Source organism: Microbacterium sp. LRZ72 (assembly GCF_033792225.1).
Classification (GTDB): domain Bacteria; phylum Actinomycetota; class Actinomycetes; order Actinomycetales; family Microbacteriaceae; genus Microbacterium.
The window spans coordinates 25,391-44,892 of sequence record NZ_JANGEX010000001.1 but is presented as its reverse complement, the minus strand read 5'-3'; the positions used below and the strand labels follow the sequence as shown (position 1 = coordinate 44,892).

Sequence of the window (19,502 nt, the reverse complement as noted above, 5' to 3'; positions counted from 1 at the left end):
GAAGACGATGATAGCGCCGCGATATCAAGGACGAGATTCCGCTCGACTCACGTCGGCAGACGCTCGCGCACCCAGGCCCAGTCGATCCGCTCCTGCTCCAGACGCAGGGCCGGCGCGTACCGGTCCGACACGATGTCGGCATAGAGCCGGGACTCGTCCTCGTCCAGACGATCCAGCGCCACGGACGTCGGCGCCGACTCGTGTCCCCATCGGTCTTCGTGCTGCAGGAGCGTCTCACGGTCCATCAACACCGAGCGCACGCTCGGCAACGAGGATCGCAAGCGGTTCAGCATCGCGAAGCCATGCGTGTCGAGATCGCCCCAGTAGTGCACATCGGCACCGTGCAGCCACGGCAGGCCCGCCACGGTGTCGACGTCGTACCCCCGCCCCCAGATCACCAGGCCTCCCTCGGGCACGGCCACGCTCAGATAGGTGATCTCGTTCTCGATGATCAGCACGATCCGCGGCCGCACGTGCAGGGTCGCGAGTTCGTCGCGCCGCAGCGTCGCCTCGGTGAGCCCCTCCGGCAACCCCAGCACAACGGGATCGCAACGCAGCCGCACCGACAACGGCTTGCCCGCCAACCCCAGCGACGCGGCGAACCCGGCCGCCGATCCGGGCACCCCGAGCATCGCCGCCAGCACACCGCGGTGCCGCTCGATGAACTTCGTGTCCACACCCGGGGCGCTCACCTGCCGCAGATACGACCCACTCCCCCGATTGGCATCGAGCCAGCGGTAGGCCGCGAGCATCGTCCGCCAGTCCGCGGCGACCGCGATCGCGCGCGAGGGATGGGCGAGAGCCCACTCCCGCGCCGGGAGATCATCGGATGCCGCGGCCACCAGCGCCGCGTAGGCGTCGGCGTCCGCCGCCGCGCCCAGCAGGTGCCAGGCCTGCACGAAGGTCGACACGATCGCACGTGCCGGCAGTTCCGTGCGTCCCGCGGCGCGGCCCCCGATCGCACCCCGCACCACGTCGTAGGCGCGGCCGTCGCGTCCGCCGCGGTAGACCCCGTCGGCCCACGCGCGGGCCGCGTCGAAATGCTCGCCGAGGTCCGCCGCCGTCGGACGCCGCAGCGGCACCTCGATGGTCGGGAACGGCTCCCCGCCGGCCCATGCGCGCAGCAGCGACCCGTCGTCCCAGCGACGACGCACGGCGGCGGCGATTCCCGCCACTCCGGTCCAGGATGCCGGGTCGCTCATCGCCGCGCCGCGGCCTGCTGTTCGCGGAACTCCTCGATCGTCAGGGTGTGCACACGCGAGGCGGCGCCCGTCGGGTTGTCGACAAAACCGATCGCGCTGACGTAGGGCTCGATGACGTGTACCTTCTGCAGCGGGGTGACGATCAGCAGCTGCAGTCCGAGCTTCTCGAACAGCTCGAGGGCGTATCGGGTCGAGGCGTCCGATCCGCGGCCGAAGGCCTCGTCGATCACGGCGAAGCGGAAGTCGCGCGACCGCTCGACACCCCATTCCAAGCCGAACTGGTACGCGAGGGATGCGGCCAGGATCGTGTACGCGAGCTTCTCCTTCTGCCCGCCAGACTTGCCGTCGGAGTCCGTGTAGTGCTCGTACTCCTGCCCGGTGCGACGGTCCTGCTCACTCGCGGCGAAGGTGTACCAGTTGCGCACGTCCGTGACGCGTCGCAGCCACGCCCGGTCGCTGTCGGCGTGGTTCGGTCGCCCCTTGAACCGTTCGATCAGCTCGCGCACCTGCTCGAAGCGCGCCTCGGCGTCGGTGTCGCCCGGGGTCAGCACGTCCGACGTCGCCTCGCGCAGGTCGCCGCGGAACTGTCGGATGTCCTGGTTCACCGTGTTCTCGGGCACCAGCACGATGATGCGCCCGGGGTTGTAGTCGATCGCGCCGAGCGCCTCGTTGATCAGGTCGACCCGCGCGTGGATCTCCTCGGCCTGTCGCCGCAGCCAGTTGTGGAACTGCGCGAGTTCACGCACCGCGTTCGTGTTCAGCTGGTGCCGGAACTCCTTCTCGAACTGCGGCAGGTCGTCGCGCTCGACCCGGGCGTGCATCGTGCGGAAGTCGCCGATCGAGTGCACGCTCGCATCCATCTCGGACCGCAGGTGCGGCCATCGGCGCAGGATCTCGCTCATCTGCTGCTGGATGCTGGTGGTGTAGCCGTTCATCTCGCGCTGCGCGCCCTCGATGGCGCTGGTGAGTGCGGCGATCAGGTTCTCGCGCAGCGCGTCCCCGTCGTCGACGGTGCGGACCGCCGACCGCGTGGCCCGCTGCTCAAGGGCCGGGTAGAACTCCCGTGCCCGGGCGATCACCTCCGCGCCCATCGCCGCGACGGCATCCTGCTCGTGTCGTTGCCGCTTCTCGAAACCCGTCAGGTCGCGCTGCGCGCCCCCGATGTCCGACACGACGCTCTCGAGGTCGTCGCCGATGCGGGCGCTCTCCTCGTCGAGCGCGTCGAGCCGGCGGTTGATCTCGGCCAGCGGCGACGACCCCGATTCGAGCGACTGCCGCTCCTGCTCGAGCGCCCCCAGTTCGGCCCGTGCCCCCTCGACGTCGATCTCGCTCAACGCGGTGTATTCGGCGAGGGCCGCGAGGGCGCTCGCGCGACCGGTGAGTGCTGCGCTCTCCTCATCGATCCGGACGAGCGCCGCCTCGATGTCGGCCCGTTGCGCGGCGAGGTCGGATGCTTCGGCCTCGAGGGCCGCGATCTTCTGCTCGCTGCCGCGTCCGAGCACCCACCCGCGCGGGTCGCTCGCCGCGCGGCGGTCGTCCTTCTCGTGACGGTCGCGGTCGCGGACGAGCCCCTCGCGCGTGACGGCACGGTCCTCCCGCTGCAGCTGCGCCACCGTCTCGGCCAAACGGTGATCGGCGCGCTGTGCGAGCTCACCGGCGAGGAACTCGCTGAACGGGCCCGGTTCGACGACGATCGCATCGCTCAGTCGCGGCCCGTCCGCACCGCCCGAGGGCACCGTCCGCACGCGCCGTTCCGCGACCCGCAGGTAGACCAGCCGGGCGCCGAGTCGATTGTCGTTGACCCACCGCGACACCTCGGCGTACCGCTGCTGAGGCACGAGCATCGACAGCGCGAACCCCCGCAGCACGCGCTCCGCCGCACCGCGCCACTCGGCGTGCTCGTCGCGGACGTCCAGAAGCTCACCCGCGAACGGCACCTCGTCCTCGGTCGTGCGCAACGCCGTGCACAGCCGTCGTCGCACGTCGTCGAGGTCGGCCGGGAGACTGTTGCGGCGGGAGCGCAGGCCGTCGAGTTCGGTCGCGACGAGCGATGCCGCGCGGCGTACGTCGGCCTTTCTCTCGAGCAGCGGATCCTGCCGGGCCCGCAGCGCATCCCGCTGCGCCTGCAGTCGCGAACGCGCGTCCGCCGCCTGCTCGTCGCGGTCGCGGAACTCGTCGGAGGTGTCGACGGGTGCCAGCCCGGCGTTCTGGAGGTGGTCGCCGTACCGCCGCCGTCGCTCCGCACGATCCTCCACGCGTCCGGCCGCGCGGGGGATCTCGCTGTCGAGCGCCGCCAGACGGTCTCCGCCGACCCCTGCGCGCTCGAGGACGAGTCGGTCGCGCGCGGGCACGAGGGCGTCGCGCGCGGCAGCCAGGTCGCTCTTCCTTCGCTCCAGCGCCTCGACGTCATCGCGTCGAGAGGCGATCTCGGTCACCAGCAGCTCCTGCACGCGTTCCGAGATGTAGGGCACGACCGCCGAGCGTTCGTCCGTCTGCGTCCGGTGCCGCTCCGCGGCTGCGTCGTACTTGTCCGCCGCCGCCGCGAGGGGTGTGAGGAGCGCGAGTTGTTCCGTCGCGGTGCGCACGGCCTCGTGCGCCTTCACGAGATGCTCGTAGTGGTCGACGATCGCACGCACGCGGTCCCCGGCATCCACCGGTTCGAGCATGTGACCGCGCACGAAGTCGTTGAGGTTGCCGACGGACTTCATCGACACCGTCTGGTGGAACAGCTCCATCGCCTGTTCCGAGCGGATGCCGAGCAGCCGACGCACACGGCGGTGGTAGTCGGGGAACGTGTTGTCGATCTCGGCCCCGCCCTGGCGCAGCCGCGCGCGCAACGATTTGAGATCGGCACCGAAGTCGGCGAAGTCGGTGGCGACGGCGAGGTCGGATGCCGCGGTCACGAAGAAGCGGTCGGGTTGACCGGCGCGGTCCTTCTGGTGGAACACCTGCGCGATCGTGACCGTCTCGTCGAAGCCCTCGTTCGCGAACACCCCGAGGATCACCGAGTACGACCGGTGATCGCGCAGTCCGACGGGCCGCGACGCTCCGGTGACCTCGTTCCGTTCGGACTTGTAGTGCCCCTCGACGTAGCTGCGCAGGGTGCGCTCCTTCACATCGGCACCCGCGGCCTTGTTGTACGAGATGCGGTGTGCCGGCAGCAGCAGCGTCGTGATGGCGTCCACGAGGGTGGACTTGCCGCTGCCGATGTCGCCGGTGAGCAGGGTGGTCTGCCCGTCGGGTCGGAGCGTCCAGACGTGGGTGTCGAAGGTGCCCCAGTTGAAGACTTCGACCCGGCGCAGGCGATAGCCCGTGCGCGTGTGCGCGGATGTCGCGACGTCGAGGTTCGAGAAGAGGGTGTCAGTCATCGGCATCCTTCATTCCGGCGTACACGGAGAGGCGCCCGGAGAAATCGGACAGGGTCTGCGTGTCGACGTAGGCCTTCAGGATCCTTCGCACCTCCCAGACGCCGCCCTGCCCGCGCAGCTCCCGCAGGAAGCCCAGGCGCGCGACGGCGTCGATCGTGCGGTCGGCCTGGTCGATGATGCGGGCTTCGTTGCTCGAGGTCGCCTGGAAGACGCGCAGCATCTCGACCATCTGGTCGCGCGTCAGCACGAGCTTGCCGTCGCCCCCGGCGGATTCGAACTCGACGATGCGCTTGCGCAGCAGCACCAGCAGCAGGCTGACGTTGTAGGTCAGGCTGCGCCGGCGCACGAGGCGCGGCAGCGCATCCTCGCCGTCCTCCTCGTCGCGTGTGCGTAGATACGCGTACCCCTCGATCTCATCGACGACGACGTCGATCCCGATCGATCCGAAATGGTCGACCACGGCACCGTGGTGACGCTCCAGCGTCGCCCAGATGGACTCGTGCGCTCCGACCTCGCGGTAGACGACCTCGCGCATCAGCGTGATGATCGCGGTCGCGACCGCATGCTCCTCGGGAGACCTCACCGCCGCGTCACCGTCACCCTCGGCATCCGCACCCGGCGCATCGTCCCCGTCGCGTCCTGGTAGTCAACCGTCATGTCGCCGTCCCCGACGTGCACCGAGATGTCGTCCTCCGCCAGAGCCAGGTATCCGAGCACCTCGGCGACCCCTTCCTCGATCGGGTAGAGCGTGACGATGTCGTCGAGCGCGGCGGTCGTGCGGGGCGGCACCACGGCGCGGATGTTCTCGACCAGCCGTGCCGTGTCGACGAAGCGCTGGCCGAGCAGGGCATCGAGGGAGGCCTTCTCCGCCGGCTCGGGAGCCACCATGCTATCGACCTCGACCGCCGGCTGCGGGTCGTACAGGGGGCGTTCCATCGGCAGGGTGATCGGCACGCCGGGTTCGTCGACGACGAGCCCGAGGTCGTTCGCCGGAGGCGGGCTCTCGCGCACTGCGAGGGCGGCGGCCTCCACCGCACGCACGAGGTCGAGCACGCGACGGTTCTCGAGCCAGGTCTGATCCTCGAGGAATCGGCGCAGCTGCTCCGACAGGGTGCGCACGGTGCGCTGGGTGCGCTCCGCGGCATCCGCCCAGTCGTGATGCACGCGGCGCAGCCGCCGATCGGCCTCGACCTGCGGCATCCCCTGTACGCGTCCAAGCAGGGTCGCGAGCTCGTCCTGCCGGTCTTCCGAGAGCAGAAAATCGTAGAAGGCCTGAAAGCTGCGTCCCTGGTCGGATGCCGCGATGTCGGTGCGGCTGGTGACCAGCTCCGCCAGCAGCTCGCCCTTGCCGGCCTCCCAGGCGGCGATCTTCTCGCGCGCGGAGCGGTCGAGCACGCGGAAGTTCTGCTCGACCTCGCGAAAATCCGAGAGCAGCTCGCGTGCGGTGCTCGAGAACTGCTGGTACCGCTCGCGGAGCGCCGTGTCGTCGAGCACCGCGAACCTGCCGCTCTCAGCCTCGTGGAGTTCGGCGTCGATCGCCTCGCGCCGCCGGTGCAGCTCGGCGATGCGGGCCTCGGGGTCGGTTTCGGAACCGTGCACGATCTGGCGGAGCAGGTCGACGAGCGTGTGCAGCCGCGACTCCGTGCCGATGAACTCGCGGGCCTGCAGACTCTCGATCCAGCGATAGGCCTTCTCGAGCGCCGGTGTCGCCTCGTAGTGCACCTCATCCGAGCGCGCCGGGTAGAACCGGCGAAGCCATCCGCTCTCGGGCGCGGCCCAGTCCTCGAGATAGGCCGCCGGATCGGACGGATACCGTTCGGGGTCGATGAGGTGCAGCTGATGGAGGTGGTCGTCGAGACTCGACGCCAGCTCGTCGGCCGCGATGGCTCCCCGGTTCTCGTCGATGAACCGCTGCCCCAGAAACGACAGCACGAGCGGCGCGTTGCGGGCGCGCAGCAGCCGCCACGCGGGATTGCGGTCACGCAGCCGCTCGATCTCGTCGGTATCCATGGCTGCGACCAGGGTACGCGGGAGCGCCGACGCCAACGCCGTCGCCGGCCCTCCGGCTGAGGGCCGAAGTCATTGTTCGTCAGCCACGACCTGGGCCAGACGCACGAAGCTGATCGTGACCGTTCGCCAGAGCAGATCGGCGTCCATGCGGTCGTAGTGATGCACGACGAAGTCGCGATTGCGCGCTGCCTGGGCCCAGATCGGGTCGGCGAACCGTTCGGGATCAGCCGTGCGCAGACGTTTCGCCAGGTCCCCGACACGGTTGCTCAACGCTTCGAACGCGAGCGGCAACGCCGGATCCGCGAGATAACTGTCGCGTCCCCGCTCGGCGAGATCGGCAGCGCGCCGAAGCGTTCCCGCAAGGTCCTCCAGCCAGCGCTCTACGCGTTCGTCGTCCCTCACAGTGGCAGCGCCTCAGCCAGGATCGTCGCGTCGCGCCGCGAGTCGAGCGCACCCTGGGTGACGACGGATACGGGATGCCGCAGCAGCATCTCCATGTCGATCTCGAACTGCGAGACGTCGAACAAGGTCGCGTCGGGCAGCGCAGTCACCAACAGGTCGACGTCGCTGGCGTCGTCGGCCGAGCCGCGAGCAACCGAGCCATAGACCCGCACCTCAGCAAGACGCGAAAGCGCCGCAAGGCGGTGAATGAGGGGCGCGACGGCGCGCAGGTGTTCGAGCGAGGGCACTTCCTCATCGTGCCCGCCGGACCGTGGGAACGAGGTCAGCACCGCTTGGGGCTTGCGATGCGAGCCGATGATGACCGGTTCCGCTGAGGGATCTTGTGCAAGCCGTCGAACGAGCCGCGACAGCGCGACGCGCGCTTCGGCGATCGAGACGACGTCGGCCACGGCAGCTCCTTCGCGAATAAACGTACAATTAAGTGTACATCTGCTAGATCACTCGCCGAGCCTCGCCTGCACCCGGATCCCCGCACCCCTCTCGCGCGCGCATCACCGGCGTCGACGGTCACGTGACCGCTGGCCACCTCGACGCGGTGCGCATGTGGCTCGGCGACTTTCTCGATCTCTGACCCGAGTGATCCTGCCAGTGCGTGTTGCGCATCATGCTACAGTAAAGGGGTGATCAAGTCCTTCCGACACAAGGGCTTGCGAATGCTGTTCGAGACGGGCAGCGCTGCGGGCGTGCAACCGAATCACGCGAAACGACTGCGGATGCAGCTCGCGGCGCTCGATTCGGCGCAGTCGATCGACGACATGGATATTCCGGGATTTCGCATGCATCCACTGAAGGGCTCCATGGCAGGACGGTGGTCGATCACTGTGAACGGCAATTGGAGGGTGACGTTCGAGTTCCGTGAGGGGAACGCGCACGTTCTGGACTACGAGGACTATCACTGATGGACGAGCTGAAGCCGATGCACAACCCGCCGCATCCCGGAGAGTTCATTTGCGACGTGTATCTCGAACCGTTCGGTGTGAGTGGCCGCGCACTCGCCGCACAGTTGGGCATCGCCGCATCGACTTTGAGCCGCGTGTTGAGTGGGTCAAGTAGAGTCACCCCCGAGATGGCACTCCGACTGTCGAAGGCATTGGGGCGCAGCGCCGAGAGCTGGCTGTCGATGCAGGACGCGCATGACCTGTGGCGCGCACGCCAGCGCATCGATCTGGATGGCGTCGGCCGACTGGACGTCGCGGCGGTGCCGTGAGCGATGCTCAGCAGGCCGACTGACGGCCCGGACCCATCCGGTCCAGGAGTCCCGCCACAGAACGTCGCGTTCGGAGCCCCAGGCAGCGTTTTCTGGCGGCCCGCGGGCGCGACAGCAGCGCTCACCCCGCGGCCTCGCGCGCCGCTGCCACCAGCATCCCGTAGAGTTCGGGCCCCGCGCAGTCGTGCCCGGCCCCGGCGATCTCGACGAGGCGGCCGCGCGGCAGCAACTCGCAGAGTTCCCGCGAGGTGGCGAGCGGACTACGCGCGTCCCGCGCGCCGCGCACCACGGCGGTGGGCGCCAGGATGTCAGGCAGCGCGGGCCGGAAATCCCCCACCATCACCTCGAGCAGCGCGGCCGTGGTGGCCGGGCGCCAGTCGGCGAGCAGGCCACGGGCGTGCGTGCGGCGCTCTGGCGCGGCATCCGACTCGAAGACCGAGTCGACGAACGCGTCGGCCCATTCGTGCACCGGATGCTGCATCGTGAAGCGGGCGGCGGCGATGCGTTCCGCGAGGGCGTCCGGGGCGAGCGACCCGCCCCACCCGGCGTAGGCGCCGACGAGCACGAGCGCGCCCACCGAGCGCGGGTGGTCGCGGGCGAGCAGCAGCGCGATGATCGACCCCAGCGAGAATCCCGCGACGGCCGGCGCCCGCAGGCCCACGGCCTGGATGAATCCGGATGCCGCACGCGCCCAGTCCGCGTCATCCCAGCCCGCCGGCACGTCGTCCGAGCCGCCGCAGCCGGGCGCGTCCCAGGCGAACACTTCGACGTGCGGATGCAGGCGCTCGATCTGCGCATCGTATGCCCGGGAGTCCTCGAACCCGCCGTGCAGCAGCACGAGCGGCGGCCCGCTGCCCCGCTGCCGATAGGCGATGCGCAGCCCGTTGACGACGACCTCGTCCATAGCGCGAGGCTACGCCGCCTTGCCGGGACGCTGCACCCGATCGTGCGCTACTCCTCCCCGGCGGGTCGCCAGAGAACGTCGCCTGCACGGCTTCGAGGCGACCTTTCTTGGCGACCCGCGCACCAGCCCCCTCCACCGGTCGCCGAAGAATGTCGCCTCCGCCTCCACCGGGCGACGTTTCTTGGCGACCGGCAGATGAAGGAGCCTCCCTCAGTCGGTCAGCACGAGCGGCAGCTCGCGGGTCGCGTCCCAGGGTTCGGTCCACCCGAGCAGGTCGAACAGGCCGTCGAGCAGCATCCCGGTGAACCCCCACACCAGGTGCTCACCGGCCGTATGCCGCACGAGGAATCCGGGGCCGCGGAACTCCTGCCCGCCCCGCCGGATCACCGTGACGCCGCGGTTCGCCGGGTCGAGCAGGTCGGCCACCGGCGCCCGGAACACGTCGGCCGACTCCGCCTCGTCGACGACGCGCACGGCCGAAGGATGCCGCCACCAGGCCAGCACCGGCGTGACCACGTGCTGCGAGAACGCCAGCGGGATCCGGTCGAGCGTGCCCAGCACCTCCACGCCCGCCGGGTCGAGGCCCGTCTCCTCCCGGGCCTCGCGGACGGCGGCGGCGACGGGACCGGCGTCTTCCGGGTCGAGCCGACCACCGGGAAAGGCCACCTGACCGGCGTGCGCCCGCAGCGTCGACGCCCGCGCCAGCAGCAGCACGTCGAGGTCGCGCGACACCGCCGCGTCGTGGGCGCGGTGGTCGCTCGGAAGCGCGTCGAGCACGCCGAACAGCACCAGCACGGCGGCTTCGCGCCCGCCCACGGGAGCGGGGCCGAATCGTGGCGCGAGCGTCGCCCCGCGCGTCATGTCACCGGCGAGGGCGACGAGTTCGTCCCGCGCGTTCTGCGACGTCATTTCGCTGCGCACCGGTTCAGGGTACGCCGGGAATCCGACCCTCCCTGCGACTAGGCTCGCCCGCATGGCCGAACACCGCATCTTCACGACCAGCTTCGCCAGCATCCACCCGCTCTACGTGACCAAGGCCGAACGCAAGGGTCACAGCCGCGAAGAGGTGGACCGAGTGATCACCTGGCTCACCGGATACGACGACGCGGGCCTGCAGAAGACCATCGACGACGAGGTCGATCTGCGCACCTTCTTCGCCGAGGCGCCCCAGATGAACCCGAACACCCGACTGATCACCGGCGTAATCTGCGGGCTGCGGGTGGAGCAGATCGAAGACCCGCTGATGCAGCAGATCCGGTACATGGACAAGCTCGTCGACGAGGTGGCGAGGGGCAAGAAGATGAGCTCAATCCTGCGCGGAAGCGCGCCGGCTGACAATTAGCCACTCACCGCTCATCCAGGTAACACACCGGAAGCGCACAGCCACGACGTGAGAGGGTCGGTGCTTTGTTGTCCGCACGCGCGGATGCAGGGCGCCGCTGGGGCGGCGCGCATCTCCACTGACACGAAATCCGGTTCTCATGCGTTCGAACTCCCCCGTTCCCTCTGCCCGCCGCACTCGCCGCATCGCCGAACGCCGCGCCCGCCGCCGTTCCGCGCTTGTCGCCACCGGCCTCGCATTCGGTCTCGTCGCCGCCGGCGCGTTCGCCACCACCGCGCCGGTCTCGCAGGCACAGGCGCAGGGCCAGGTGGCGGCATCCGCCGCGACGCCGACCATGGAACTCGCGTCGTTCACATCGCAGCCGACGCCGATCATCAGCGAAGACGGCACCGACGAGATCTCGACCGGAGTCCGCACCGCACTCGAGGATGCCGAGGCCGTGCTCGAGGCCGCAGAGAAGGTCGTCGACGACATCGAGAAATCCGATCTCGACCTGGGCGATGTCGACACGACCGTCGACACCGATGAACTCGCGACCGCGGTGCAGCGCCTCGACGCCGCCGACCTGCTGCCCGCCCCGCTCGTGCCCGATCTGACCGACGACGTCACCGTCGAGGTCGCGTCGATCGACGAGCACGTCGACGAGCTGGCCGCCGGCCTCGAGGCGGCGGAGAAGAAGAAGGCCGAAGAAGAGGCGGCCGAAGAGGCTCGACGCGAGGCGGAGGCCGCGGCCGAGGCCGCTGCCCAGGCCGAGGCCGAAGCGGCTGCCGAGACCGAAGCCGCCGAAGCATCCAGCCCGGCGCCGGCACCGGCACCCGTCGTCGCCAGCGGCAACCCGGGCGCCGCGCAGGAGACGGCGCGCGGCATGCTCAGCAGCTTCGGCTGGGGCGGCGACCAGTTCTCGTGCCTCGTGTCGCTGTGGAACAAGGAGTCCGGCTGGCGCGTCGAGGCCTACAACGCCTCGAGCGGAGCCACCGGCATCCCCCAGGCGCTGCCCGGCAGCAAGATGGCGTCGGCAGGATCCGACTGGCAGACCAACGCCGCCACACAGATCCGGTGGGGCCTCGGCTACATCGATGGCCGGTACGGCTCGCCGTGTGCCGCCTGGTCGCACTCGCAGTCGGTCGGCTGGTACTGATCCGGATGCCGTAGGGCGGCGGGCCCGCCCGCCCGGACGGGTCTGCTGAGCCGAAAGACCGGCTGAACGACGGCGCGCCGGTGCCCCTCGCCGCGGCGCCCGGCGCGCCGCCGCGGTCACCGGTCTTTCTGCGCCGGGCGGACCCTGAAGCGGACGCCCGCAGCCCGCTCTATGTCATCGGCGTGGCGCGGATCGGCGTGCGCGATCTGCCGATAGGTCACGGTCAGCCTGTTGCCCGGGGGCTTGGTCCCAGAGACGTGATCGTGCGCCTGCCGACTTACGCGTCCCGCGCGGGTGGCCCCGCCCGGGTGCCGTACGGTGGCTCCGGCTCACGAACTGGTTCGTCCTGGCGTGGGTCGCCTGCGGTGTAGCCGCATACTTTCTCGACCTCGGCGCTGCGGGGGGCGGCACGTTCGGCAGTTGGGCGGTCGCGGCGACGCTGATGTAGCGCTCGACGATCAATAGTGTTCGCGCGCCTGCAGGATCACGATGCGATCATCTGTCACGTAGTACACGAGGCGGTTGGCGGAATCGATCCGTCGCGACCACGCCCCCGACAGCACATGCCGGAGCTGCTCCGGCTTCCCGATACCGGTGAACGGGTCTCGGAGGATGTCAGCGATGAGCTGATTGATGCGCTTGAGGGTCTTCCGATCCTGGGTCTGCCAGTACACGTAGTCCTCCCACCCGTGCGGGTCGAACGACAGCGCGCGCGTCACGCGTCGATCAGATCGTGCTGCTCGAACTCGCCGCGCCGCGCGCGTTCCATCGCCACAAGCAGGCGCTCCGCGTTGGCGGGGCTGCGCAGCAAGTGAGCAGTCTCGGCCATCGATTCGTAGTCGTCTTTCGACATGATGACCGCATTGCCGTGCTTCGAGACGACTTCCACGGCCGTGTGATCGTCATTGACCTGTTGAATGAGGCCGAACAGAGTCTTGCGAGCTTCGGTAGCGGTGATTGCGGACATGTTGACCCCCAAAAGTGGAATGTACCGGATAGTGTACCACTCAGGGTTGCTCCAGTCCCAGCATCCGCTCCAGCCCGTCCTCGGTGATGATCGGGATCCCCCACGCACGCGCCTTCTTGGCCTTGCTCGACATCGAGTCAGCGTCGGCGGCGACGAGGACCTTCGCCGTCTTCACCATGCTGTCCTTCGCGACGAAGCCCATGCCGTCCAGGATCGCGAGCCACTCGGCACGATCCCGCCGTGTCGCGCCCGTCACCACCACGGTGTCGCCGATCGCCAGCCGAAAGCTCGATGTGAAGCTCGGCGCCGCCACTGCCGGCTGAGCGGCAGCACTCGCGATCACGTCGGCCTCGATCTCGAGCACACCGCCGATCGCCTGGATGTCGTCCCACTCACGCGCCGTCAGCTCGTCGTCGGCCCACGCTGCCGAGACGAGGCCGTCGAAGTAGGCACGGTGCGTGCGCCGCATTCCCGCCGGCGACATGCCGATCCCCTGTGCGAAACGGAGGAGGTCGTCGGCCTCGGTCGTCGACATGTGCTGGTCGAGCAGAACCCGGTCCAGGAGCGCGAGGTAGTCGACGTTGAGCGCACGGTCATCGGATCCCGCGTCCACGCGTACAGGCAAGCGTTCCAGGATCGATCGGGGTGCAGCATCCGCCGCCTCGCGAGGAATCCATCCGACGGGATGTTCGACGGTGAGCGGACCCTCCCCCGCCGAGCGGAGCCAGGCATCCCACCAGGCCGGGTCGTGTCCGGCACCGATATACGCACGCAACAGGGTCGCCGTGGCGAGGGCATCAGCGGAGGCACGATGCGCGTCCTCGATCACCGAACCGATCGCGGCGCTGCAGTCTGCAAGCGAACGCCGGCCCGGCAGAAAGGTCGAGGCGAGCTGCATCGTGCACATCCAGCGGTCGGTATCGGGACAGAACTCGCCGACTGTGGTCATCGAGTGACCAAGGAATCGCGCGTCGAATCGCGCATTGTGCGCGACGGGCACGCGTCCGCGCATCAGTCGCCCGAGGTCGGGAGCAACCGCTTCGAAGGCCGGAGCGCGGGACGCGGCGGAGGCGCTGATGCCGTGGATGCGTTGCGCTCCCATGTCACGCATCGGGTTCACCAGCGTCTCCCACGCCCCTTCGACGATCCCGTCGGGCGATACATGCACGATCGCGACTTCGACGATCCGGTCGTGCTGTTCGGGGAACAGCCCCGTCGTCTCGAGATCGATCACTGCGAACCCACGACTCACAATGGCCCCTCCCCGGTCCTTGCCTGTCAGGGTAGCGGGGCGCTCGGACCTTTCCAGGAGCTGAGCGTGATCGTCGAGCAATCGGTGGTCTGTGCTACGGTCCCGAGCCCCGCTGACGGTGTCATCGCCGTGCGTCCCGGCATGATGGCCGACAAGGTCTTCGTCGCCATCGAGTAGGCAAGTTGCCAAAGGCGGAGGCCGGGCGAGCGTATGCTTCCCGGCCTTCGTGCTGTACACGCGTCGACACGCGACGGTTCACGACACTTGTCTCATCGCGCGGCCGATTATCCGAGCCCCCTGAACTCGGAGATCGTCGTCATGACCGGCGCGGGCCTATTGGCGGAGTCGGGTGTCCCGACGTTCCGCGATGCGAACGAGCGGGCACCCGTGTGGGACCGTCAGGTACTCGGCGAATAGTCCGCTCCTGCCGGATTCGGAGCGCTCTCCGCTCGTCCCCGGTGAAACCCCACGCTCCGGTGGATGCCGCCACGGCGCTCACTGCTAACGCCCCTCCAGCCCACCCCGCGGTCGGATGTAGCCGCGGGGCGCCAACTAGGCTGACGACAAAAAGGAGTTGCATGGTTACGTCGCAAGAACAGTCGCCTCAAGAGGTCGCAGTGAGACGCCTGGGCACCGAAGGTTCTGAGCTGGCGGTGTTCGAATTTCAAGGCCAGCTGCGCGAGCAGATGATCGCAAGTCTCAGAGACGGCTACTTGGCGACGGGAAGCTACGTCGCCGACGCACGAGCGGTGTCGCCCCAGGGTGCGATGTCCATCGCCGTCGCGGGAGCAGCAACCGGGGCGACCGCCTTGTCGGCGGCGTTCTCGTCCACGTTGTTCATGGCGACGGCGAATCCTGCCACACTCATGACTCTGGGTATCGGCGTCGGCAGCGCTGTGATGGGTACCGGCGGAATCGTCGCCCAGGCCCCGTTCCTCGCGGTGGCCAGTTCGCTCCCCGTCGTAGCGCCGATCCTCGCGATCCAGGCGCTGAATACCGCGGTGATGATGCAGCAGTTCAAGCAGGTCGATCGAAAGCTCGACACGATCAAGAGCACCCTGGACAGGACCCTCGCCAGAATAGAGGCGACGCACGCGGGCGAGCTGCTCGCGGCATCCGTCATCGTCGACGACGTCTACCGGCAGTACAACCTCGAGGGCTGCTTCTCGAACGACATGCTCATGCGCCTGGCGCTTGCGGAACGTGACGTGAGGGCGCTTGCGGCGAGGTTCCGGCAGCTGGTCGAGGCGCGGTCCGTCACGAACGTCGAAGACCTGACCGATGTGCACCATGCCAACTACGACGCCCACAGCGCGATGCTCGCGTCGTTCCTGGATCTGCGTATTGCCTACCTGCGCGTCTGTGTGGACATGCAGGAGAACCCGAAGTCCGTCGACTCGTCGATGGAGCACTTGAAGGTCAGGATCGACGACGGTATCGAGTTCTGGGAGGACCTGCTCGAGCGCTCTCAGGCGATCAAGGACGAGATTCTCGAACTCGAAGCGAAGCTGCAGGACATGAAATGGGCCAAGAGGAGCCTCCCCGGCATCTTCGGCGGAGAAGGCGCCTCGGCTGAGAGGGAACTGGCCAAGCTCAAAGCCGCTTACACGTCGACGATGGAGAGCGAGCGAAAGATCATGAACGAGTTCCACTCTCTCATCGCGTCCGCGAAGGCGACGCGGCAGGCACTTGAAACCCCGAAGTCGGACCACGCCGTCACGGCGCCCACCCTGGTGTACTGGCAGGACGAAACAGGCGAACATTCTTTTGTGACCGAGAAGACCCTCATCTCCTGACCGAGCGGGCTGAACCGAATCCCGGCCAAGCGCACGCGTCGAACCGACACCCAGGAAGGAAACAACCATGAGCACGCAGGAGACGGATCTGCAGGCGGGGACACTGGCACCGGAGGATCGTCAGGAGTGGTTGACCAATCACAGCCAGCCCTCGGAGAAGTGGACGGACCAGGACATTCTGATGGCGATGGGGTCGGGCGTGAACTAGACGACGCCGGCGACAACGCAGCACTCGCCCGCGGCCGACGTTCACCCGTCGGCGTACAGCTCCGCCGGCCGGCCGCGCCCGGTCTGCACCTTCTCCCCCGTCGCCCTCAGCCACGGCAGCATCGCTCTGCGGAACGTATCGGGCAGCAAGCGCTCGCCCGCCACGGCCTCGTGTACCCGTCGCAGCTCGCGCATCGTGAACGGCCGATCGACGAGCCCCCACGGGTCGGGGCGCCCGCGATACGCGACGCGCAGCTCCTCAGCGGCGAATCCCACGATCACGCCGTGATCGAAGGGCAGCGCCGGCACGGCGTCGACCGGCACGAGCCGAGCGCGTGCGGATGCCGAGATCCGCTCACGCCGGACGACATCGAGGTGCGCAACGCTCAGCACCCACCCGCGCTCATCGCGCGCGGGATCGTCGAATACGTGCAGCTGTCGCGGCGCGAGACCCGGCACTCCGGCCTTCTCACGCATCGAGCGCAAGACGGCGGCCGAAAGCGTCTCGCCCTCGTGGAGGAACGTGCCCGGCAGCCGCAAACCTGAACCCGCGCTCGCCGCACCGTCACCGTCCGCCACCAGCAGCACCGCCAACGCCCCGGTTCCGGCGATCGTGAGCACCGCGGTGTCGACGGCCACCGAGGGACGCGGGTATTCCGCGAGCGTGCGCCCCGAGCGATCGCGATACGCGGGCCCGGATGACGACATGCGACGATTTTACGCATGATTGCGCAATGTCGGAGGTCAGGTGCACACTCGTCCCACAACCGACCACGCAGCGCCTGACACATCCCGGGAGCCACCATGACCAGACTCGACGCCCTCCAGCTCGACCGCGCCGTCGGCGCCGTCCTCGCCTCCGCGGCCGGCGATGCCCTCGGCTCGCAGTACGAGCTCGGCCCCTCACTCCCCGACGGCACCCCCGTCGAGTTCGGGCGCGGATGCTTCGGGCACGCCCTCGGCGAGTGGACGGACGACACGAGCATGGCGATGCCGATCCTGCAGGCGCTCTCGGCAGGAGAGTCACTCGATGATCCGGGCACGCTCGACCGCATCACGGGGCGTTGGATCGGGTGGTCCCGCACCGCCCGCGACGTCGGCGCCCACCCGCAGCGTGCTCGGCCGCCTGTCGGACGACCCGAGCGCGCACGAGGCATTCCACACCGCCCGCGCCGCGCACGCGCAGTCGGGACGCAGCGCGGGCAACGGCTCCCTCATGCGCACGGGGCCCGTCGCCCTCGGGTACCTGGATCGGGATGCCGCCGACCTCGTCGCGGCCGCGACCGACGTCGCCCGACTCACGCACTGGGAGGATGACAACGCCGACGCCTGCGCCATCTGGTGCCTCAGCATCCGGCACGCGATCCTCACCGGACAGCTCGATGTGCGAGCACAGGTGGAGCACCTCCCGCAGGAGCGCCGCGAGCGCTGGACGGGCCTCGTCGACGCCGCCCTCACACCCGGGACACACCCGCGTGACTTCGCGAAACGGCAACGGCTGGGTGGTGCGGGCGTTCCAGGGCGCGCTCGCCGCGATCGCGGGCGCCCACTCGCTCGTCGACGCGCTCGAGCGCGCGGTGCGGGGCGGGGACGACACCGACACGGTCGCCGCGATCGCGGGCTCGCTCGCGGGTGCGCTGTGGGGCGGCAGCGCAGTGCCGATCACCTGGAACCGGGTGCTGCACGGCTGGCCGGGCCTGTGCGCCGGCGACCTGCCCCGCTTCGCGGTGCTCGCCACGCGCGGCGGCGCGGCGGATGCCGAGGGCTGGCCGCTCGCCGAGCGCGCGACGGTGTATCCCCACAACGACCACCTGTTCCGGCATCCACACGACGACGGCGTCTGGATCGGATCGATAGCCGCCCTCGACCGCCTGCCCGACGAGGTCGACGCGGTCGTCTCGCTCTGCCGGGTCGGCGCGGCGCAGGTGCCCGCCGGGCGCGCGAGCCTGCAGGTGTGGCTGATCGACCAGCCCGGACGCAACGCGAACCTCGACGCCGTCCTCGCCGGGGCGGCGGATGCTGTCGCCGATCTCCGCGTGTCGGGCAGCCGCGTCTTCGTGCACTGCGCCGAAGCCCGCAGTCGCACCGCCGCGGTGGCCGCGCTCTATGGGGCGCGCCACCGCGGCATCCCGCTTGAGCGCGCGTGGGACGATGTGCGCGACACCCTGCCGGCCTTCGCGCCGCAGCCGTTCCTTCGCGAAGCCGTCGCGCGGATCGTCGCCGACGGCACCGATCCCGCTCACCTGGCAAAATCGGGAGAGTGACCGCCACGCGGGAAGCGGACAGATGCCCTCGCGAATGCCTTCATCACAGCGGTCTGCCTACCCCGACACGGCCTCCTCCTTTCCTTCCTGTCCTTCCTGACATCTGTTGACCTCGGACGGACGACGATCATCATCCGAAATCGCGTACACCCGCATCGCCCAGCGCGATGTCCTATCCCGCTGCTTCACTAGAGTGAGATCGAAATGCCGCCCACCACTCCCACCGACCACGTCCTGCGCACTCGATCAAAGCCACCCACTGACCCGGATGCTGCGCCGGTTCGGATCGTCGACCTATTCGCGGGTTGTGGTGGATTGACGCTGGGGGCAGAGCAGGCAGTACAGGCGAGTGCAATGCGACTGGAGATCGCCCTAGCGGTCGACATCGAACCGCTCGCGACCGCCGTGTACAGGCGCAACTTTCCTGACGCGGAACAAGTCCAGACCGATTCCGTTGAATCGTTCTTCGATGGAGAGCTGGGTGCACACGCGACCTTCACTGAGCAGCTCACCCAGATCAATACTGGTCGCGTAGACGTTCTCCTCGGCGGACCACCTTGCCAGGGCCACAGCAATCTCAACAATCACACACGACGTATCGACGAGAAGAATGCCCTATACCTCAGGGTCGTGCGAGCCGCAGAGATCCTGCTCCCCCGCGTCGTCCTCATCGAGAATGTACCGGCGGTGCGCAACGATCGGCACTCCGGCGAGGGAGTCGTCGAGCGCGCGAAAAAGCACCTCGCCGCGCTCGGTTACCGGGTTGACGATCGCATCATCGACCTCGATACGCTTGGAGTCGCCCAGCGCCGCCGGCGCCACATCCTCCTCGCCCTCGCGGATGGAGAACCGATTACACCGGACCAGATCTTCGATGCAGCACCCACCCGGGTGCGCCGTGACCTTCGCTGGGCGATCGGCGATCTTCTCGATGCGACGGGCGACGACCCGATGGACCGTGCACCGCAGGCGAACGACGCGAACCGGAAGCGCATGCAGTACCTGCTCGACAATGACGAGTACGACCTTCCGAACGTCTTGCGCCCGCAATGCCACCAGGGCAATCATTCCTACAAGTCAATGTACGGACGGCTGCGCTGGAACGAGCCCGCGCAGACGATCACCAGCGGCTTCGGCAGCATCGGTCAAGGCCGCTACATGCACCCTCAGCAGGCCCGGGCGCTCACTGCGCACGAGGCGGCACGCATCCAGGGCTTCCCCGACTACTTCGACTTCTCTTCCTGCCCCACCCGACACGCACTTGCGACGATGATTGGCAACGCCGTGCCGCCAGCCCTCACCGCCGCCCTGTTCAACGTGCTCCTTGCGCAGGCGAATCCTTCGGCTCATGTAGCGACGGCTCGGGCGAGGGTGTCAGCGTGA

The 19,502-nt window shown here is 68.8% G+C and carries 19 protein-coding genes and 1 pseudogene; 8 read left to right on the top strand and 12 right to left on the bottom strand.

Annotation, left to right across the window (positions count from 1 at the left end):
* Window positions 1–47: 47 nt before the first annotated feature.
* The 6 genes from M4I32_RS00160 to M4I32_RS00135 form a co-directional block, all read right to left on the bottom strand.
* Window positions 48–1,202, bottom strand: a complete 1,155-nt coding sequence (locus M4I32_RS00160; protein WP_319032465.1) for a Wadjet anti-phage system protein JetD domain-containing protein — start codon at window positions 1,200–1,202, stop codon at window positions 48–50.
* Window positions 1,199–4,570 (bottom strand): ATP-binding protein, encoded by a 3,372-nt coding sequence (locus M4I32_RS00155; protein ID WP_319032464.1) that lies wholly within the window; start codon window positions 4,568–4,570, stop codon window positions 1,199–1,201. Before M4I32_RS00155 ends, M4I32_RS00160 begins: the two co-directional genes overlap by 4 nt.
* The gene (locus tag M4I32_RS00150; RefSeq protein ID WP_319032463.1) at window positions 4,563–5,153 is read right to left on the bottom strand and encodes a DUF4194 domain-containing protein; all 591 of its coding nucleotides are present in this window, start codon (window positions 5,151–5,153) and stop codon (window positions 4,563–4,565) included. Before M4I32_RS00150 ends, M4I32_RS00155 begins: the two co-directional genes overlap by 8 nt.
* Entirely contained in the window at window positions 5,150–6,580 is a 1,431-nt protein-coding gene (locus M4I32_RS00145; protein WP_319032462.1) for a DUF3375 domain-containing protein, read from the bottom strand. The genes M4I32_RS00150 and M4I32_RS00145 overlap by 4 nt, the downstream gene beginning before the upstream one ends.
* Window positions 6,581–6,649: 69 nt before the next feature.
* A complete protein-coding gene (locus M4I32_RS00140; RefSeq protein ID WP_319032461.1) occupies window positions 6,650–6,982 on the bottom strand; it encodes a DUF86 domain-containing protein in 333 nt (110 codons plus the stop codon).
* On the bottom strand, window positions 6,979–7,431 hold the full coding sequence (locus tag M4I32_RS00135; protein WP_319032460.1) for a nucleotidyltransferase domain-containing protein: 453 nt from the start codon (window positions 7,429–7,431) through the stop codon (window positions 6,979–6,981). The genes M4I32_RS00140 and M4I32_RS00135 overlap by 4 nt, the downstream gene beginning before the upstream one ends.
* A 231-nt stretch (window positions 7,432–7,662) precedes the next feature.
* Here M4I32_RS00135 and M4I32_RS00130 point away from each other — a divergent pair, with 231 nt between their 5' ends.
* Entirely contained in the window at window positions 7,663–7,941 is a 279-nt protein-coding gene (locus tag M4I32_RS00130; protein WP_319032459.1) for a type II toxin-antitoxin system RelE/ParE family toxin, read from the top strand.
* Window positions 7,941–8,249 (top strand): HigA family addiction module antitoxin, encoded by a 309-nt coding sequence (locus M4I32_RS00125; RefSeq protein ID WP_319032458.1) that lies wholly within the window; start codon window positions 7,941–7,943, stop codon window positions 8,247–8,249. The genes M4I32_RS00130 and M4I32_RS00125 overlap by 1 nt, the downstream gene beginning before the upstream one ends.
* Before the next feature lie 121 nt (window positions 8,250–8,370).
* Here the strand turns inward: M4I32_RS00125 and M4I32_RS00120 are convergent, their stop codons facing one another.
* Complete coding sequence (locus M4I32_RS00120) at window positions 8,371–9,153, bottom strand: alpha/beta hydrolase (RefSeq protein ID WP_319032457.1); 783 nt, start codon at window positions 9,151–9,153, stop codon at window positions 8,371–8,373.
* A gap of 210 nt (window positions 9,154–9,363) precedes the next feature.
* On the bottom strand, window positions 9,364–10,062 hold the full coding sequence (locus M4I32_RS00115) for an NUDIX hydrolase (protein ID WP_413466765.1): 699 nt from the start codon (window positions 10,060–10,062) through the stop codon (window positions 9,364–9,366).
* 64 nt (window positions 10,063–10,126) lie between these two features.
* Here M4I32_RS00115 and M4I32_RS00110 point away from each other — a divergent pair, with 64 nt between their 5' ends.
* Both M4I32_RS00110 and M4I32_RS00105 read left to right on the top strand, forming a co-directional pair.
* Window positions 10,127–10,495 (top strand): DUF2200 domain-containing protein, encoded by a 369-nt coding sequence (locus M4I32_RS00110; protein ID WP_319032456.1) that lies wholly within the window; start codon window positions 10,127–10,129, stop codon window positions 10,493–10,495.
* A 139-nt stretch (window positions 10,496–10,634) separates the two neighbouring features.
* A complete protein-coding gene (locus M4I32_RS00105) occupies window positions 10,635–11,633 on the top strand; it encodes a lytic transglycosylase domain-containing protein (RefSeq protein WP_319032455.1) in 999 nt (332 codons plus the stop codon).
* A 458-nt stretch (window positions 11,634–12,091) separates the two neighbouring features.
* Here the strand turns inward: M4I32_RS00105 and M4I32_RS00100 are convergent, their stop codons facing one another.
* Genes M4I32_RS00100 through M4I32_RS00090 form a run of 3 tightly spaced genes read right to left on the bottom strand, consistent with a single transcriptional unit; the run spans window position 12,092 to window position 13,834 of the window.
* Complete coding sequence (locus M4I32_RS00100) at window positions 12,092–12,352, bottom strand: Txe/YoeB family addiction module toxin (RefSeq protein WP_319032454.1); 261 nt, start codon at window positions 12,350–12,352, stop codon at window positions 12,092–12,094.
* Complete coding sequence (locus M4I32_RS00095; protein WP_319032453.1) at window positions 12,349–12,600, bottom strand: type II toxin-antitoxin system prevent-host-death family antitoxin; 252 nt, start codon at window positions 12,598–12,600, stop codon at window positions 12,349–12,351. The genes M4I32_RS00100 and M4I32_RS00095 overlap by 4 nt, the downstream gene beginning before the upstream one ends.
* A gap of 40 nt (window positions 12,601–12,640) precedes the next feature.
* Complete coding sequence (locus M4I32_RS00090; RefSeq protein ID WP_319032452.1) at window positions 12,641–13,834, bottom strand: 3'-5' exonuclease; 1,194 nt, start codon at window positions 13,832–13,834, stop codon at window positions 12,641–12,643.
* A 494-nt stretch (window positions 13,835–14,328) separates the two neighbouring features.
* Between M4I32_RS00090 and M4I32_RS00085 the strand changes: the two genes are divergently transcribed.
* Together M4I32_RS00085 and M4I32_RS00080 are read left to right on the top strand one after the other, a co-directional pair.
* On the top strand, window positions 14,329–15,648 hold the full coding sequence (locus M4I32_RS00085) for a hypothetical protein (RefSeq protein ID WP_319032451.1): 1,320 nt from the start codon (window positions 14,329–14,331) through the stop codon (window positions 15,646–15,648).
* Between the two features lie 67 nt (window positions 15,649–15,715).
* Complete coding sequence (locus tag M4I32_RS00080; protein ID WP_319032450.1) at window positions 15,716–15,856, top strand: hypothetical protein; 141 nt, start codon at window positions 15,716–15,718, stop codon at window positions 15,854–15,856.
* 41 nt (window positions 15,857–15,897) lie between these two features.
* Here M4I32_RS00080 and M4I32_RS00075 read toward each other — a convergent pair whose 3' ends face one another.
* Window positions 15,898–16,563 (bottom strand): NUDIX hydrolase, encoded by a 666-nt coding sequence (locus tag M4I32_RS00075; protein WP_319032449.1) that lies wholly within the window; start codon window positions 16,561–16,563, stop codon window positions 15,898–15,900.
* Window positions 16,564–16,659: 96 nt separating this feature from the next.
* Here M4I32_RS00075 and M4I32_RS00065 point away from each other — a divergent pair.
* Window positions 16,660–18,119, top strand: a pseudogene (locus tag M4I32_RS00065) (ADP-ribosylglycohydrolase family protein).
* 204 nt (window positions 18,120–18,323) lie between these two features.
* A complete protein-coding gene (locus M4I32_RS00060; protein WP_319032446.1) occupies window positions 18,324–19,502 on the top strand; it encodes a DNA cytosine methyltransferase in 1,179 nt (392 codons plus the stop codon).

What these genes read in the sequence shown, in the direction of transcription:
- M4I32_RS00075 (WP_319032449.1), bottom strand. Translation starts at nt 16,563, where the DNA reads ATGTCGTCATCCGGGCCCGCGTATCGCGATCGCTCGGGGCGCACGCTC.
- M4I32_RS00115 (WP_413466765.1), bottom strand. Translation starts at nt 10,062, where the DNA reads ATGACGTCGCAGAACGCGCGGGACGAACTCGTCGCCCTCGCCGGTGAC.
- M4I32_RS00145 (WP_319032462.1), bottom strand. Translation starts at nt 6,580, where the DNA reads ATGGATACCGACGAGATCGAGCGGCTGCGTGACCGCAATCCCGCGTGG.
- M4I32_RS00110 (WP_319032456.1), top strand. Translation starts at nt 10,127, where the DNA reads ATGGCCGAACACCGCATCTTCACGACCAGCTTCGCCAGCATCCACCCG.
- M4I32_RS00155 (WP_319032464.1), bottom strand. Translation starts at nt 4,570, where the DNA reads ATGACTGACACCCTCTTCTCGAACCTCGACGTCGCGACATCCGCGCAC.
- M4I32_RS00095 (WP_319032453.1), bottom strand. Translation starts at nt 12,600, where the DNA reads ATGTCCGCAATCACCGCTACCGAAGCTCGCAAGACTCTGTTCGGCCTC.
- M4I32_RS00060 (WP_319032446.1), top strand. Translation starts at nt 18,324, where the DNA reads ATGCCGCCCACCACTCCCACCGACCACGTCCTGCGCACTCGATCAAAG.
- M4I32_RS00125 (WP_319032458.1), top strand. Translation starts at nt 7,941, where the DNA reads ATGGACGAGCTGAAGCCGATGCACAACCCGCCGCATCCCGGAGAGTTC.
- M4I32_RS00160 (WP_319032465.1), bottom strand. Translation starts at nt 1,202, where the DNA reads ATGAGCGACCCGGCATCCTGGACCGGAGTGGCGGGAATCGCCGCCGCC.
- M4I32_RS00120 (WP_319032457.1), bottom strand. Translation starts at nt 9,153, where the DNA reads ATGGACGAGGTCGTCGTCAACGGGCTGCGCATCGCCTATCGGCAGCGG.
- M4I32_RS00080 (WP_319032450.1), top strand. Translation starts at nt 15,716, where the DNA reads ATGAGCACGCAGGAGACGGATCTGCAGGCGGGGACACTGGCACCGGAG.
- M4I32_RS00105 (WP_319032455.1), top strand. Translation starts at nt 10,635, where the DNA reads ATGCGTTCGAACTCCCCCGTTCCCTCTGCCCGCCGCACTCGCCGCATC.